At 45.6% G+C, this 15132-nt stretch carries 15 protein-coding genes; 12 read left to right on the plus strand and 3 right to left on the minus strand.

Annotated elements, in window-relative coordinates:
* Both VMW01_08600 and VMW01_08605 read left to right on the plus strand, forming a co-directional pair.
* Positions 1 to 238, plus strand: a 238-nt coding sequence (locus tag VMW01_08600) for a hypothetical protein (GenBank protein ID HUW06309.1), incomplete at its 5' end; no start/stop codon positions are given.
* An 810-nt stretch (positions 239 to 1048) separates the two neighbouring features.
* The gene (locus tag VMW01_08605; GenBank protein ID HUW06310.1) at positions 1049 to 1612 is read left to right on the plus strand and encodes a superoxide dismutase family protein; all 564 of its coding nucleotides are present in this window, start codon (positions 1049 to 1051) and stop codon (positions 1610 to 1612) included.
* Between the two features lie 246 nt (positions 1613 to 1858).
* Here VMW01_08605 and VMW01_08610 read toward each other — a convergent pair whose 3' ends face one another.
* On the minus strand, positions 1859 to 2377 hold the full coding sequence (locus VMW01_08610) for a hypothetical protein (GenBank protein ID HUW06311.1): 519 nt from the start codon (positions 2375 to 2377) through the stop codon (positions 1859 to 1861).
* An 82-nt stretch (positions 2378 to 2459) separates the two neighbouring features.
* Entirely contained in the window at positions 2460 to 3356 is an 897-nt protein-coding gene (gene xerD / locus VMW01_08615; protein ID HUW06312.1) for a site-specific tyrosine recombinase XerD, read from the minus strand.
* Positions 3357 to 3494: 138 nt separating this feature from the next.
* On the opposite strand from xerD, the gene pyk reads away from it, so the two are divergent.
* From pyk to VMW01_08635, 4 genes are all read left to right on the plus strand, one after another.
* Positions 3495 to 4925, plus strand: a complete 1431-nt coding sequence (gene pyk / locus VMW01_08620) for a pyruvate kinase (protein ID HUW06313.1) — start codon at positions 3495 to 3497, stop codon at positions 4923 to 4925.
* Positions 4926 to 5034: 109 nt separating this feature from the next.
* Positions 5035 to 5547 (plus strand): DUF6702 family protein, encoded by a 513-nt coding sequence (locus tag VMW01_08625; protein ID HUW06314.1) that lies wholly within the window; start codon positions 5035 to 5037, stop codon positions 5545 to 5547.
* 3 nt (positions 5548 to 5550) lie between these two features.
* Entirely contained in the window at positions 5551 to 8154 is a 2604-nt protein-coding gene (locus tag VMW01_08630) for a gliding motility-associated C-terminal domain-containing protein (GenBank protein ID HUW06315.1), read from the plus strand.
* A 17-nt stretch (positions 8155 to 8171) separates the two neighbouring features.
* Positions 8172 to 9389 carry a tetratricopeptide repeat protein gene (locus tag VMW01_08635; GenBank protein HUW06316.1) on the plus strand — a complete coding sequence of 406 codons (1218 nt, stop codon included), beginning with the start codon at positions 8172 to 8174 and terminating at the stop codon, positions 9387 to 9389.
* 15 nt (positions 9390 to 9404) lie between these two features.
* Here VMW01_08635 and VMW01_08640 read toward each other — a convergent pair whose 3' ends face one another.
* Positions 9405 to 10121, minus strand: coding sequence for a Crp/Fnr family transcriptional regulator (locus tag VMW01_08640; GenBank protein ID HUW06317.1), 717 nt, complete (start codon positions 10119 to 10121; stop codon positions 9405 to 9407).
* A gap of 129 nt (positions 10122 to 10250) precedes the next feature.
* Between VMW01_08640 and VMW01_08645 the strand changes: the two genes are divergently transcribed.
* From VMW01_08645 to VMW01_08670, 6 genes are all read left to right on the plus strand, one after another.
* On the plus strand, positions 10251 to 10676 hold the full coding sequence (locus VMW01_08645; GenBank protein HUW06318.1) for a hypothetical protein: 426 nt from the start codon (positions 10251 to 10253) through the stop codon (positions 10674 to 10676).
* 7 nt (positions 10677 to 10683) lie between these two features.
* Positions 10684 to 11229 carry a DsrE/DsrF/DrsH-like family protein gene (locus VMW01_08650; GenBank protein HUW06319.1) on the plus strand — a complete coding sequence of 182 codons (546 nt, stop codon included), beginning with the start codon at positions 10684 to 10686 and terminating at the stop codon, positions 11227 to 11229.
* Between the two features lie 20 nt (positions 11230 to 11249).
* Positions 11250 to 11498, plus strand: coding sequence for a sulfurtransferase TusA family protein (locus VMW01_08655; GenBank protein HUW06320.1), 249 nt, complete (start codon positions 11250 to 11252; stop codon positions 11496 to 11498).
* 3 nt (positions 11499 to 11501) lie between these two features.
* Positions 11502 to 11903, plus strand: coding sequence for a hydrogenase iron-sulfur subunit (locus VMW01_08660; GenBank protein ID HUW06321.1), 402 nt, complete (start codon positions 11502 to 11504; stop codon positions 11901 to 11903).
* Between the two features lie 212 nt (positions 11904 to 12115).
* The gene (locus tag VMW01_08665) at positions 12116 to 13426 is read left to right on the plus strand and encodes a CoB--CoM heterodisulfide reductase iron-sulfur subunit A family protein (GenBank protein HUW06322.1); all 1311 of its coding nucleotides are present in this window, start codon (positions 12116 to 12118) and stop codon (positions 13424 to 13426) included.
* Positions 13423 to 15129, plus strand: coding sequence for a 4Fe-4S binding protein (locus tag VMW01_08670; protein ID HUW06323.1), 1707 nt, complete (start codon positions 13423 to 13425; stop codon positions 15127 to 15129). The genes VMW01_08665 and VMW01_08670 overlap by 4 nt, the downstream gene beginning before the upstream one ends.
* Positions 15130 to 15132: the final 3 nt, after the last annotated feature.

The raw sequence follows: 15132 nt of genomic DNA on the forward strand, positions 1-15132 counted from the left end.
ACGAAAAAATCAAGCCTTGGCTGCTCGCCGACCCTTTACGGCCTCGCGAGCTAAAACGGCAATACTCGCTTCGCTCAAACAGCCGCCGTTTTTGCGCTCCCTTCGGCCTAAGGGTCCCCGGCTGCGCAGCCTAGGGCGCTCGCTTGAACACGGCGGCTTCCGAATGACTCAGGATAGGCGCTTCTCCATTTTTCTTTTTTCATACGCCACCTTCGCCGTAGGCGATGAAATTTTGTAGAAAAGAGTAGCTATCCTTGTTGCTAATACTCCGTAGGAGTTTAACCTTTTAATGATGGTGCATAGCGCTCGCCTTCGGACTATCGCCATAGAATGGCATAGCCCACGGTTTCAACCGTGGCTATAAATTACCGTTGGAAAGCCCAAACCGTTTCAATGGTTTATTGAGTTCGCAGACCCTTATTGGCTCCGCAGCCTAGGGCGCGGAAAAGCTCTCGGCACCGTGGGAGCCAAACGTTGGTAGCGTTTGGAAGGAGAGGCGTTGGCGCTCCGTAGGTGCGCAACAATTTTCTTTGTCGGTGATTTGGGTAGCATAGTTGCGCACCTACGGCGCGCTGGCTCTATATGGATTACTTTTCCTACCAACGTTAGGCCTCTACGAGGCCGTATTCAGGAAGAACCTACCGGTTATACCCAAATTCAATTTTGCCGTTGAAAAGCGCTCCCTTCGGCCTAAGGTCCCCGGCTCCGCAGCCTAGGGCGCTCCAACTGGCAGTTTCAATTTCCTAATTTCTAATTTCTATTTTCAATCTCCCTTTTTTTACTTTCCACTTTCCACTTTGGCTACGCCGAACTCCCTTCGGTCGGTTCCACTTTCTACTTTCTACTTTCTACTTTCTACTTTCTACTTTCTATTTTCTATTTCTTCCTTTTAACTTTTAACTTTTAACTTTTAACTTCTCACTTCTCACTTCTCACTTCTCACTTCTCACTTTTCACTTCTCACCATTTAACACTTCTTAACCATATCCATCCGACATTGTAGCATCTAATTTGTTTTCCACTATAATATTAACTTAAATATAGAACTATGAGAAAGATAATGAATGCTGTAAGCAAGAGTTTCTTGTTGATGGCTGTCTTGCTGGTTACAGCACTTAATGGATTTGGTCAAAACATGCACAAAATGGCCATGAAATCAGAAGTTCAAAAGGCTGTTTGCATTCTCTACCCTACTGCAGGAAATAATGTTAGTGGTGTAATTACATTTACACAAACACCCGACGGAATTCTGGTTTCGGGCGACGTTAAAGGCTTAACCCCCGGGAAGCATGGATTTCATATTCATGAATGCGGCGATTGCACTGCTGCCGACGGCACATCGGCTGGCGGGCATTTTAATCCAACCCATATGCCCCACGGTGCTCCTACGGATGCAAAGCGCCACGTAGGCGATATGGGCAATATTGTTGCCGATGCCTCAGGTAAAGCACATGTGGAATATGTCGATAAGGTTATTCAGCTGAATGGACCTCTCTCTATTCTTGGTCGTGGAATTATTGTTCACCAAGGTGCCGATGACTTCGTAACCCAACCAACGGGAAATGCAGGCTCTCGGGTAGCCTGTGGCGTGATTGGTGTGGCAAAAAAGTAATTTGGAAATAGCCGCCTTGTCCTAGAGCAAGGCTACGGTTTATGCATTTCGCACAGCTTGTAAATGGGTCTGACAATCGTTAGACCCATTTACATTATGATTAACTCTCTTGTGCAGAGTGGTTGTCTCGTCCCTTGTAAAGTTAGGCTTTGCAAAAAATACCCTAGTTGGCATTTCCGCTGCTGGCAGATACCTACCGCTCAACCTTTGTTGACTGGCTTGGTAACTAGTCACTCTTCACTTTTTTTACTTAACAACGTAGTCGATTCCCAGCTGCTCTTTAATAAAGATGGCAATTTCAATGGCTCGGTCGTAGTCGGTGTTAATTAACCGCACCACCCTGGTGTCGGTGTAGAAAAACATGTCGAACGACTTAAAGGTAGAGGTTACCGGCAGCACCGCATTAAAGCGGCTTACGCTTCGTTTGGTGGTGATTTTAATAAGGAGCCCCTTGCAGCCGGTTGGAATTTTCACCCGTTTGGTGGACGTCACCATCCCAAACATGCGCGATTCCAGCAGCACCTCCTTGGGCTCGTCTACAACGGTAATGGTTGAACTTGTGGAGACAATAATTAGCCCAATTCCGGTAAGCATAAAGGCTATGCTGAAGTAGCCATAGGGTTCTTCGCTTGCCGAGGTGAATAGCACTAAGCAAAGAAGGATTACGGCAACACAAATAAATAGGTATCCGGTTGCAATTAGCCCGGGAGAGAAGAGATTATAGGTATAACTTTTCGATTGGGTGTTACTATCAGTTGCTTGCATCACGCTTTGGGGTAATTTGAAGTTGCTTCATCCTTTTACTGGATTTCAATCTGCTGGTTGTTTTATAAAGGAATGTAGATGGCTACGCCCTAGGGTGAAACTGCATAATGGTTTCGCGGAGGTAGGTGTTGTCGAGGTGGGTGTATATTTCGGTGGTGAGGATGGACTCGTGGCCCAGCATCTCCTGCACCGCGCGGAGGTCGGCGCCACCCTCCACAAGGTGTGTGGCAAAGCTGTGGCGGAAGGTGTGTGGGCTTATGGTTTTCTTGATCCCAGCCTTTTCGGCCAGCTTCTTTGTGATGGTAAAAATCATGACGCGCGAGAGCTTCTTTCCGCTGCGGTTCAGAAACAGGATATCCTTGCTGCCAACGTCGGGGTCTTTTTGGTTGCGGTCGGGGAGGTAGTATCCAATCTCGGTAATGGCTCTCTTGCTTATGGGAACTAGCCGCTCCTTGTTGCCCTTGCCCGTAACCTTAATATATTCGTCGTTGAAGTGGAGATCGGAGAGTTTTATGCCCACCAGCTCCGAAACGCGCAAGCCACAGCTGTAGAGGGTCTCCAGCATGGCCTTGTTCCTATGTCCGTCGGGTTTGCTCAGGTCTATGCAGCCAATAATGGCATCAATCTCCTCCACGCTAAGCACCGTGGGAAGTTTCCGACCCACCTTTGGTCCCTGAAGCAGCTCGGTGGGGTCGTTCTCAATGGATTCCTCCAGCTGCAGGTAGCGAAAAAAACCCTTGATGCCCGAAAGCACGCGGGCTTGGCTTCGCTTATTGAGGCCGCTCTCCTCTATGTGCGTTAGAAATTGCTCCACATCCTGCTGGTTGATTTTTGTGGGTACCTGTTTTCCAAGAGTCTGAGCACAAAAATGCCACAGCTTTGCCATGTCGGTAGCGTAGGCCGAAATGGAGTTTTCAGAAAGTCCTTTCTCAAGGCGAAGAAAGCTGCTAAAGCCTTTAATTGCATCGTTCCAATTCATTGCCTTGCTGTTGTGTTAAATTTTTTTTAGCTGGTGGATGGCTGGTTTTTTTTTGGTTACTTTGCATCAAATTGGCCAAATGTAGCTCGTTTTTCTTCATCTTCTCCAAAAAACATTAAAATACAAAACATATAAACTATGGTAAAACGTACAAAGATTGTTGCAACAATTAGTGACAGACGCTGTGAAGTTGATTTTCTGGAACGGTTGTATAAGGAGGGTGTAAATGTAGTGAGGCTCAACACCGCCCACCAGTCTCCTTCCGAATCCGTTAAGCTAATTGAAAATGTCCGGAAAGTCTCGGACAAAATTGCCATTCTTGTCGATACCAAAGGTCCTGAAATTCGCACTACATCCATGGCCGGCGACGCTGGCTTTGAAGTGGCTACAGGCGATACCGTTATTGTAAAGGGCGATCCCACCGGTGTTTCGTCGCGCAGCTGCCTGTGTTTGTCGTATGCCAATATTGCCAAGGACATTAAAGCAGGTACGCTTCTGCTTATAGACGATGGCGATATTGCGCTGGAGGTAAAGCAGGTGAAAAATGACGAGCTGGTGTGTGAGGTGAAAAACCACGGCACCATTAAGGGTCACAAGAGCGTAAATATTCCAAGCGTATCCATCAACCTGCCCTCGCTTTCGGAGAAGGATATCGATTTTGTGCACTTTGCAGTGGATATGAAGATTGACTTCATTGCCCACTCCTTTGTCCGCCGCAAGGAGGATCTGATGGCAATTCAAGCCATTCTCGATGAAAGGAAGAGCCCCATTAAGCTCATTGCCAAGATTGAAAACCGCGAAGGCGTAGATAACATCGACGAAATACTCGACTATGCCTACGGTATTATGGTTGCCCGAGGTGATTTGGGCATTGAAATTCCGGCCGAGCAAATTCCGGTGGTGCAGCGTCAGCTCATTCGAAAGTGCATTTTGAGTAAGAAACCGGTAATTATTGCTACCCAAATGCTCCACACCATGATCGAAAACCCACGCCCCACCCGTGCCGAGGTGAGCGACGTAGCCAACGCTATATACCAGCGCACCGACGCTGTTATGCTTAGCGGCGAGACAGCCTACGGGGAGTATCCCGAGGAGGCGGTAAAGGTTATGACCAGTATTGCCAATGAAATAGAATCGCATCAGGAACCCGATGTGGAGATCAACTTTATTAGGGTTAATAACGAGATTACTGCCATCCTTGCAAAATCGGCGGTTCGTGCCACCATTCAGCTTCCCATTAAGGCCGTGATTGTTGATACTCTTTCAGGTAGAACAGGCCGTTATATCTCCGGATTCAGGGGGTTGGTGCCGGTGTATGCCATGTGCTACAAGGAATACGTTATGCGTCAGCTGGCACTATCGTATGGTGTTGAGGCAATGTATTTGGAACCTCGTTTTACTCACAAGCATGAATTTGTGCACGAAGCCATGCAAATGCTGCTCGACCAGCACAAGCTCGAGCTCAACGACATGGTGGTAGTTATTGGTGGAAGCTTTGGCCCAAGCAATGGAGCTACGTTCATGGAAATAAGTAAGGTGTCTAACATGCTTCATCTAGGTAAGGTGTAAGGATTTAGTACGATGCTCAACGCTGGAGTGTCGTTCACAAACTTTTCGGAATAGGTTGACGTTTTCCTTCATATATTTACGGTGAATATGTCAACCAAATATTCTTCTCATGGGAGTTCCAATTCTGAACGTTATTTTGGGTGGAATGATGAGCATGATGCTCCACCCGGTGCACGTATCAGTTACCACTATCGACGTAAAGGCTGATAGTGCGAAAGTTTACGTTCAAGTGAAGCTCTTTACCAACGATATCCAGCTAGTGGTGAACAACACCTGTGCTGCCAACTTGCAGCTTGGTACCAAGGAGGAGGCTCCCAATGCTGATACCCTTATGGTGCAGTACCTCACCAATCGTCTTTTTATTGAAATTAACAAGAAACCTATTACCTTGCGGTTTGTTGATCGGAGAATGAATGAGGAGTCGGTATGGGTTATACTTGAAGGTGATTTGGATACCCCAAAACACGGAAAGTTTGTTCTTAACTCAGCTGCAGTGGAGAATACCATGCTGCTCGACCTCTTTGAAGATCAAAGTAACCTACTTATTTTTGGCCAGGGTAATGGCACGGAAAAGGGTTACATGATGAACATTGGCAACGTTAAGCAGACGATTGAGTTGTAACCGATGAAGAATATTTTACTCTTCTACCTATTATGCCTTTTGCCGCTGGTTGGCTTTGCTACTCATAATAGAGCTGGAGAAATTACTTACCGTCAAATTTCCGGGCTTACCTACGAAATAACGGTGGTTACCTACACGAGCTCACTTCCGGGAGCTGCCGATCGGCCAACGCTCCGTGTTACATATGGCGATAATGTTTCGGAAGAGGTGGCCCGTATCGAGTTGATCTACCTTCCCAATAATTACAAGCGTAACACCTACAAATCGCAGCATACCTTTCCTGGCCCTGGGGCGTACGATATTGTTGTGGAGGATCCCAACCGTAATTACGGAGTGAAGAATATTCCCAACTCTGTGTTTACCGTATTTACCATCAAGTCGACGCTTGTAATTAATGCCGAGCTAGGGAACAATACAACACCTGTTCTGCTTAACCCGCCCATTGATATGGCGGGGCTTCACCAGCTGTTTGTGCATAACCCTGCCGCATACGATGCCGAGGGCGATAGCCTCTCATACGACCTTACCGTTTGCCTTGGAGAGGATGGAAACCCCATTCCCGGTTATACATTGCCACCAGCCTCGAGGAGCCTGACCGTGAATCCGGTTACCGGCGATTTGATTTGGGATTCCCCAACCGATACCGGCAGCTACAACGTGGCCATCAACGTGATGGAGTGGCGCGATGGTATAAAAATTGGAAACATCGTTCGCGATATGCAAATTGATGTAAGAAACACCACCAACCGCCCACCGGTGAACGACCCACTTCCCAAGCTGTGCGTGGAGGCTGGCAAAAAAATATCTTTATTAGTAACCTCCCGCGATCCCGACAACGATCCCTTGTCGCATAAAGTTATTGGTGGGCCGCTAAACCTTTCCGTTAGTCCGGCTAAAAGCCTTCAGCTAATTTCGGCTAGTGCGGGTAGAATCACCTCACTTTTTACCTGGCAAACCGTTTGCCAGCATGTTCGGAAACAACCCTACGAGATTATTCTAAAGGCAGAGGATAACAACCCACACGTTAGCTTGGTGGACATGGATCCACTAATTATTACTGTTTTGGGTCCCGCCCCTAAGAATTTGAAGGCGGAACCGGCAACCAATGCGGTTACGCTAAGTTGGGAGTCCTGCGGCTGCGGAAATATTAAGGGCTATAACATCTATAGGAAGGTCGACTCCTCCAGCTTTGTGCTCGACTCCTGCCAAACAAACCAGCTAACCGAAGCAGGGTTTACAAAGATTGGATTTGTTGATACCACCAGTTCCACCACATACATAGACAATAATCAGGGCATTGGTCTTACTCAGGGTGGCCTCTATTGCTACCGGATAGCTGCCGTTTTTAACGACGATCAGGAGGGCTATCCGTCCGATGAGGTATGCACACCGCTGGTTCCTGGATTACCTTTTATATGCAAGGTCAGCGTTGATTCCATTGCTGTGAATGGGAAAATATCGCTGGCATGGCGCATACCCACCGATTTTGACACACTTCAATTCCCTGGTCCATATCGTTACTATATTTCCCGTAGCAACGACCTGTGGGGTGGAAACTTTCAGGTGATTGATTCCTCTCTAACCTCCATAACGGATACCACCTATTTGGATACAGCAATCAACACGGTTGCTGGTCCATACTCCTACATGGTTGAACTTTACGATGTGCCAAAAGGAATGCGGGTAGGTTATCCGGGTGTAGCATCTGCTTTACTCCCTGAACTTACACCCACCGACAAGCAGGTGAATATCCACTTTTCGAATAATACCCCTTGGCAAAATAGCGCTTACGATATCTACCGGAGCGAGGAGGGAGGACCATTCAATTTTGTGGTGACATCGCATTCCAAGGATTACCAAGATAAAAATCTTATCAACGGTGAAAGCTATGCCTACTATGCTATTAGTCATGGAACATACACGTATGATAAGGTTCAGTATTCAAGCACCAACCGGTCGCTTTTACGAACCATTACGCCATACGATAATATACCGCCATGCGCACCTTCGCTTTCGGTGGTTGTAAACTGCGATAGCCTTTTCAATGTATTGTATTGGGCACTACCCGATGGCTCCTGTGGCTCCGATGTGGCGGGTTACATTTTATACTACTCCAACCTAGTTGATAATCCACTGGACAGCTTAACCTATATTCCGCACCACGACGCGTTTAGCTTCAAGCACTTCCCAACGCTCAACCTTGGTGGAGCCTACGGAATTGTGGCGGTGGATTCGGTTGGAAATAGGAGCGATATGACCAAGGCTGTTGCCGCCGATAGCTGTAGCCTCTACGATCTACCTAACGTATTTACTCCTAATGGTGATGGGATAAACGATCTGTTTGTCCCGGTAAAGAATACCTACCAGTATGTCGAAAAGGTGTCGATGAAAATATTTAACCGCTACGGCGATTTGGTTTTCCAAACAGAAGACCCTCAAATACGTTGGGACGGAAAGGTTATGGGCACCAATAAATTGGCATCCCCGGGCGTTTACTACTATATTTGTGATGTTTGGGAGCGCCGTTCAATTGGCGTTTTTCTGGGGGCGCCCAAGGTAGGATTTGTATACCTGCTTACCGATAAGCAACATAATAAAACTGATTAATAGGAGCTGTTTACCACATGTTTCGTTTTGCTTTTACTTCTGTGTTGCTAGTTAGCTGTCTTGGGTTGCAGGCGCAGCCCAACGTGCAGCCCAGCTACCTTACCAGCTACTTTCAGGCCAAGGGGGCGCTTGTGCAGAAGCACTATGCCCAAGCAATTTCCCTCCTTGATACTGCTATAGCTTTGAAGCTACCAGAAATGGATGCAATGCAGCTAAAAGGGGATGTGGGCTTGGCTTCGGGTGATTTAAAGAATGCAGAGGCCAGTTATTTGCGGGTAGAAGCGATTAGGCCAGGGATGGCGGCGGTTGATTTGGCAAGGGTATATTCACTGGATGGAAAGGATTCAGTTGCATGTGAGTGGCTGTATCGATCGCTCACCTCCAAGTATAAGGAGCTTCAGAGCACATACTTGCTCGATAAAACTTTGCAGAAGATGGAGAACTCGCCCTACTGGCGCAAGTTGTGGGGTGGCGATTACTATAACAAGAATGAGCAGCTGGAAGCCGATATGACTTACCTTATTAATACTGGTAGTAATACTGAGGCGCTGGATCTTGTTCAGGAGAAGGCCGAAAAGCATAAGCTTCGTCATCAGCAGGAGGCCTTGATGGGCAAGGCTTACTACCAGCTGAGGTCATTTTCAGCGGCCATTGATGCCTACTCCAGAGCCATAAAGCGAAGTTCCCGAAATGCAGGCTACTACTATTTGCGAGCACAAGCCTATCTCGACGATAATAAAAGCACCAAGGCCCTTGACGATATTAATAAGGCCATTGAGCTGGACCCGTTGAACCCCGACTTTTATTTAATACGAGCCAAGGCATCAGTGGGAGCCAAGCTGTTCGACCAAAGCCGAGCCGATTTTGGTCTATATATTATGGCTCATGGCAACAATCCTGAAACACTCTACGACTATGCTTTGGCTATGTATGAGGCTGGATACTACCTGGAGGCCTTGCGGCAAATTAACCAGTGTATTCTCCTAAAGGCCGACAATGCAACCTACTATGTTGCTCGCGGAAATATCTACATGAAAACCAACAGCTATAAGTATGCCATTCAGGATTATGCTATGGCGTTGGATCTGGGTCAACCCAGTGCTGAGGTATACTTGCTTAAGGGATATGCCCGGTCGGCTAATGGCGATGAGCAAGGTGCATGCTCCGACTGGAAAAAGGCCTCATCCATGGGAAGCCTTGATGCGCAGAGTATGGTGGCACGCTACTGCCAGTAATTGGTTACAACCTATCTAGCCATTTTTGCAGATACTATCCAGCCGTCCATAATCTAGAATAGTTCGCTGTTTGCCGTGGATTTTGACAATCGCCTCCTTTTCAAATTCAGAGAGAATTCGCGACACAGTCTCCCTCGAGGTGCCTATAAAATCGGCTGCCTCGTAGCGAGATAGCGGACAGTTAAAGGTGTCATTCATGTAAATCTCCCTCGAAAAGTATAGCAGCATTTCGGCCACAAGCCCTCTTACATGCTTCTGTGTCCTGTAAAGGCTGTATTTGAAGCACTGAAGCTCGTCTTTACATAGGCCAACAATAATCTCGTAGGAGAAATTCTCGTTGGCATGAAGGAGGTCGTTAAAGCATTTTTGGTCGATAAAGCATACCGAAGAATCCTCAATAGCGGTTACCGAAAACTGATTAATCTTATCTCCAATACTTGTAGGAAGACCAATGTAGGCCGGTGCTTTCACAAATTTCAGGATATGGTCTTTATTTGTCAACCCGTTTAGGTGAACTTTTGCTAGGCCCGTTCTCAGGTATACTATATTTAAGGAGAAAGCTCCCTGCTTTATAATTATTTCTCCCTTCTTAAAGTCTGCATTGAGGGAGTTTGAACTCATAAACTTGAACTGATCAGGGGTAAGGTTTTTTGCAGCTGCGGAATGAAATTGGCATTCAATGCAGCTGTTGCAGCCCGGCCTTCCTTTGTTTACTGTCGAATTAAGTGTCATACTCGTAGTGTTTTACAATTCACGTGTGATTACAATCACAAAAAAAGCTGTTGAGGTTTAGGCCACTATAAAAAGATATAGTTGGATATCCACATATCTTTGTCGCAAAGTTACTAAAAACTGTTAGCCATGGAAAAAAAGAAAATGTGTTTAGCACTCTTTTCTGGTAGCGTTGATAAGTTAACTGCTGCAGGAGTGATAATCAGCGGTGCTGCTGCCGACGATATGGATATCGAAATTTACGTTTTACTTCAAGGTGCTAGAGCATTTAAGAAGGATATCGGTGATGATGCCAGCAAGCTGGCAATGGCCGAAAATGCCGATCTAAAGGAGGAGTTTATGGCTTCGCTCAAGCGTTTGAATGTTAAAACATGGGTGGAGTTTTTCCGCGAGGCAAAGGAGATTACCAATCTTAAAATCCACATTTGCGGTTTAGCCGGAAAAATTTGGAACGGCGATAAGTTGGAAGATTTCATTGATATTGCTGACGATATTGTAGGTATAAGTGCATATATCCAAGCAGCTCAAGAGGCTGATGTTCACATGTTAATCTAAAATTATTATGAGCGTAGATGTAGAACAGCAGATGTTAGATCTGCAGAAACGAATTTCCAAGCTGGAGAATAGGAATAATGATCAACTCTCAATGGTTGTTTTCTCTGGTGAGATGGATAAAATACTCGCCGCAATGATTATTGCTACAGGGGCCACTGCCATGGACTCGAAGGTTAAAATGTTTTTCACCTTTTGGGCTATTGCTTCTCTTCGCGATGCCAAGAAGAAGGCCAAAGGCAAGGATTTCATGTCCAAAATGTTTGGTATGATGCTTCCTCACGGTCGCAATAAACTCAAACTCTCGAGCATGAACATGGGTGGCATGGGACCTGCCATGATTAAATCGTTGATGAAGAAGAAGAACGTGGCTTCGCTCGATGAAATGTTTGCTTCTGCAGCGGAGCTTGGCGTTGAAATTTGCATTTGCGAAATGTCCATGAACCTCATGGGCTTTAAGAAGGAGGAGATGATTGACTATCCTCACCTCTCATACTGTGGTGTTGGTACATTTTTGGCCGATGCCGACGAAAGTTCAGTTCAGCTATTTATTTAAACATTTAATATTTTACCATCATGACAACAGAAGAATTAAAGAACCTAAAGGCAGATAAGATTGTTGACGCTCGTGGAACCTCTTGCCCAGGTCCCCTTTTGGCCGCTAAGAAAGCAATTGGCGAAGTACAAGCAGGTCAAGTAATGGAAATTCTTTCGGCTGACGAAGGAACCAAGAAGGATATTCCCAAGTGGTCGACCAAGCAAGGCTACGAGTATCTTGGTGACGTTGAAGAAAATGGCTATTTCAGAATGTTTTTAAAGAAATAGTTGATGGATACCAAGGCAAACCCCAAGATTTTGGTGTTTTCGACTGAAAAGATATCCGACCCTGCCATCGATTTGGCAGGGTTGCTTAAAAAGCACTACTCCAGCCACGTATATTCAATTAGCGTTCCATGTTCCAGCGGAATAAAACCTCGCTGGATAATGCGTGCTTTTGAAAAGGGGTTTAGTGGTGTATTTATTGCAGCCGATGGTACCGATTGCTCATTCGGGGAACAGTGCGTCGATCGCACTTCTGATATTGTAAAGGCGACACACGCCCTTATGGTTGAAAAGGGGTTAAAACCCTCTCAACTAAAAATGGCCGCAATCTGCTCTGTTTGTGCTGAACCATTTGTAAAGCATATTACAAGCTTTATGAATGAGTTGGAGGCATTGAGCAAGGCCTAATTCAATCTTGAAGGAATAGCTTGGTTGTTCTTTAACAACAGTTTTGAGGGCTGCAATTCCTTGTGTAACTACTTTTCTTCATGTAAAAGAACTTACATCTATTCTGTTTTGAAGTTTAGCGTGTGAAAAAACGATTTATCTGCGAAGCAAAAGTTTATTGCAAGATAACAATGGAACAGCTCGCTGATTTTTCATGATTTAAGAACTCAATTATGCCAACAAATCAAGAAATTGATCAAATAACTGACTTTGACGTATTAGTTGTCGGAGCGGGTATAGCGGGCGAAGAATCTGCTCTTAAGCTCGCAGATATGGGTTTTCGGGTATTACTAGTCGAAAAAGAACCTTCGATTGGAGGTAAAATGATCCTCCTGAGTAAGGTTTTTCCTACACTCGACTGTGCTGCTTGTATTACCACTCCAAAAGTTTCCGAAACGGCTCGCCATCCCAATATTACTATTCTAACTCTAACGGAGGCAGAAAGTATTGTAAAGGAGGAGAATGGCCTATTTTCGGTAGCTTTGAAAAAGCGCCCACGCTATGTGGTTGAGAAGGATTGTACCGGTTGTCAGGAGTGCGAAAAGGCTTGTCCTGTAATCGTGGAAGATCAGTTTCAATTCAACTTGGTAGCTCGTAAGGCTGTATACATACCGTTCAATATCGCAAATCCGCGTATTGCGCTAATTGATATTGAAAATTGTATGCTTTGTGGCGCATGCGAACAAAAATGTCCTTCCAACTGTATCGACTTCTCTCAAAAAGAGGAGATCATTAAAATTAAGGTTAAGGCAGTTATTGTCGCTACCGGTTTCACCCTGTTCGATCCTACATTAATTCCTCGGTATGGTTATGGTCGATTCAAGAACGTAATCACCTCCATGCAAATGGAGCGGGAGCTTGCACCAACTCGGCCCTTCAACAATGTGCTTAGGCCATCCGATGGAAAGACACCCGATAAAATTGCCTATATTTTCTGCACAGGCTCACGCGATCAAACGTGCGGAAATGCTATTTGCTCACAAGTATGCTGCATGTATTCCACCAAGCAATCTCAGTTGCTAATGGGTGCGCTTCCTATGGCTGATATTACCATGTATTACATCAATATTCGGGCATTCGGCAAGGGGTATGATGAATTCTATGAGCAAGCAAAGGATATGGGGGCCCGCTACGTTAAGGGCAAAGTGGCTAAGGTTACCGAAAAGGAAAATGGCAACCTAATACTGCGTTACGAGGACATTGCAACTGGAAAAGTTACGGAAGCAGAGCACGATTTGGTAGTGCTTTCCGTTGGTCTTCTTCCAAATCCAGCAATTGTGAATGTTTTCAAGAATGCAACCCTCGAATTGGATGCTTCAAACTTTATCAACCAACCCGATTTATTGCAAAGCCCGGCACTCACCTCTATAAAGGGAGTATTTGTTGCCGGAACAGCTACTGCTCCTATGGATATTCCCGACACTATTATGTCTGCCGGTGCTGCTGCTGCTGAAACATCTGGTTATTTAAAGCTACAATCATGAAGAAGAAAATAGGAGTTTATGTTTGTCATTGTGGCGGAAATATTTCCGATTATGTTGATATACAGAAAGTAAAAGATGCCGTTAAGGATGAGGCAAATGTTTACTTGCTAAAGAATACACTCTTTGCCTGTTCCGACTCCTCGCAAAAGGAGATGGTTGATGACATTCAGACCAACGAGCTGGATGCAATTGTGGTTGCATCTTGTTCCCCAAAGCTTCACGTTCCTACCTTTCGCGCTGTGGCTGCACGAGGTGGTCTTAACCCATACAACTACGTTCAGGTAAATATCCGCGAACAAAGTTCATGGGCTCACTCCGACAATCCAATGGGGGCAACGGAGAAGGCTATTTTGTTAGTAAAGGCAGGAATTGCTCGTGCTTCGGAGTCGGAGGCATTAACCTCGCAGAAGATTCCTACAACTAACGCGGTGGCGGTAGTGGGAGCAGGTATTGGTGGTATGCGCTCCGCAATTGCCCTTTCCGATATGGGTACAGAGGTGTATCTAATAGAGAAGGAAGCTTCAGTAGGGGGGCATGCCGGAACGTATGGTGAGGTATTTACTTCCAAAGTTCAAGGAAAAGATTTGGTTGCAAATCTTCACAAGGAGATTAAATCTCGGAGCAACATCAAGCTGTTTACAAATGCTCAGCTTTCAGAGAAGAAAGGGAGCATTGGTAACTTCGATATAAAAGTAACAGTGGGTAGTGAAACCCTTCCGTTGCATGTTGGTGCCTTAATTGTAAATACTGGTTTTGATTCTTACGAACCATCAAAAGGTGAATACGGCTATGGCGATTTTGATAATGTTATCACGCTGCCAAAGTTTAAAAGCCTGATTGATTCTACCGAGGGTCAGCTTGTTTATAACGGAAAGACTATCAATAAGATTGCCTACGTTTACTGTGTGGGTAGTAGGCAGGATGAGGGTGATAATAAGTATTGCTCACGTTTTTGCTGCACTGCAGCAATTCACTCCTCTCTTGTGGTGAAGCGTAAATTCAAGAACATCACAAACATGCACTTTACCCGTGGTGTTCGCACCTATGGTAAGCAAGAATTGCTCTACGCCGAATCTTCCAAGAGTGGAGACATCTACCTCCAATTTGCACTCAATAGCATTCCTCAGCTAGAGGCTAAGGGGAATAAAACCTTTATTAAGGTAAAGGATATTCTCTCTGCAGGTAGGGAAATTGAGACGGAAGCCGACTTAGTTGTGCTGGTAACGGGCATGGTTCCGCGCCAGAACGACAGCTTGATGCACAAGCTAAAGATTCCAACAGGTCGCGATCACTTCTTCAACGAAATCCACATGAAGCTGCGTCCAGTTGAGACCGTTATCGATGGTGTTCTAATTGCAGGCACATGCCAGGCGCCAAAGAATATTTTGGAGACACTAAATTCCTCAATGGCGGCTGCAGCAAAAGCAAATTCCATTCTTACAAAAGGGGAAATAGCACTTGAACCTACTTTGGCTATGGTGAATCCAGCCGCTTGCGTTCTTTGCGATAAGTGCTTTACCGCTTGTCCATTCGATGCCATCAGCGAAGTTGATTATGAAGGCCGTAAGGTTGCCAAAATCAGCATTTCAAATTGCAAAGGATGTGGTATGTGTACACCAGTTTGCCCAACTGATGCCATCGATCTTGCAGGTTTTACCAATTCACAAATTGAGGGCATGGTTGATGCACTTTCTGAATCTTAAAAT

Source organism: Williamwhitmania sp. (genome assembly GCA_035529935.1).
Classification (GTDB): Bacteria; Bacteroidota; Bacteroidia; order Bacteroidales; family Williamwhitmaniaceae; genus Williamwhitmania.

Excerpts from the sequence above, each read along its gene's own strand:
- VMW01_08610 (HUW06311.1), bottom strand. The coding sequence starts at position 2,377 with ATGCAAGCAACTGATAGTAACACCCAATCGAAAAGTTATACCTATAAT.
- VMW01_08655 (HUW06320.1), top strand. The coding sequence starts at position 11,250 with ATGACAACAGAAGAATTAAAGAACCTAAAGGCAGATAAGATTGTTGAC.
- pyk (HUW06313.1), top strand. The coding sequence starts at position 3,495 with ATGGTAAAACGTACAAAGATTGTTGCAACAATTAGTGACAGACGCTGT.
- VMW01_08650 (HUW06319.1), top strand. The coding sequence starts at position 10,684 with ATGAGCGTAGATGTAGAACAGCAGATGTTAGATCTGCAGAAACGAATT.
- VMW01_08670 (HUW06323.1), top strand. The coding sequence starts at position 13,423 with ATGAAGAAGAAAATAGGAGTTTATGTTTGTCATTGTGGCGGAAATATT.
- VMW01_08665 (HUW06322.1), top strand. The coding sequence starts at position 12,116 with ATGCCAACAAATCAAGAAATTGATCAAATAACTGACTTTGACGTATTA.
- VMW01_08635 (HUW06316.1), top strand. The coding sequence starts at position 8,172 with ATGTTTCGTTTTGCTTTTACTTCTGTGTTGCTAGTTAGCTGTCTTGGG.
- VMW01_08640 (HUW06317.1), bottom strand. The coding sequence starts at position 10,121 with ATGACACTTAATTCGACAGTAAACAAAGGAAGGCCGGGCTGCAACAGC.
- VMW01_08660 (HUW06321.1), top strand. The coding sequence starts at position 11,502 with ATGGATACCAAGGCAAACCCCAAGATTTTGGTGTTTTCGACTGAAAAG.
- VMW01_08625 (HUW06314.1), top strand. The coding sequence starts at position 5,035 with ATGGGAGTTCCAATTCTGAACGTTATTTTGGGTGGAATGATGAGCATG.
- VMW01_08645 (HUW06318.1), top strand. The coding sequence starts at position 10,251 with ATGGAAAAAAAGAAAATGTGTTTAGCACTCTTTTCTGGTAGCGTTGAT.
- VMW01_08630 (HUW06315.1), top strand. The coding sequence starts at position 5,551 with ATGAAGAATATTTTACTCTTCTACCTATTATGCCTTTTGCCGCTGGTT.
- xerD (HUW06312.1), bottom strand. The coding sequence starts at position 3,356 with ATGAATTGGAACGATGCAATTAAAGGCTTTAGCAGCTTTCTTCGCCTT.
- VMW01_08605 (HUW06310.1), top strand. The coding sequence starts at position 1,049 with ATGAGAAAGATAATGAATGCTGTAAGCAAGAGTTTCTTGTTGATGGCT.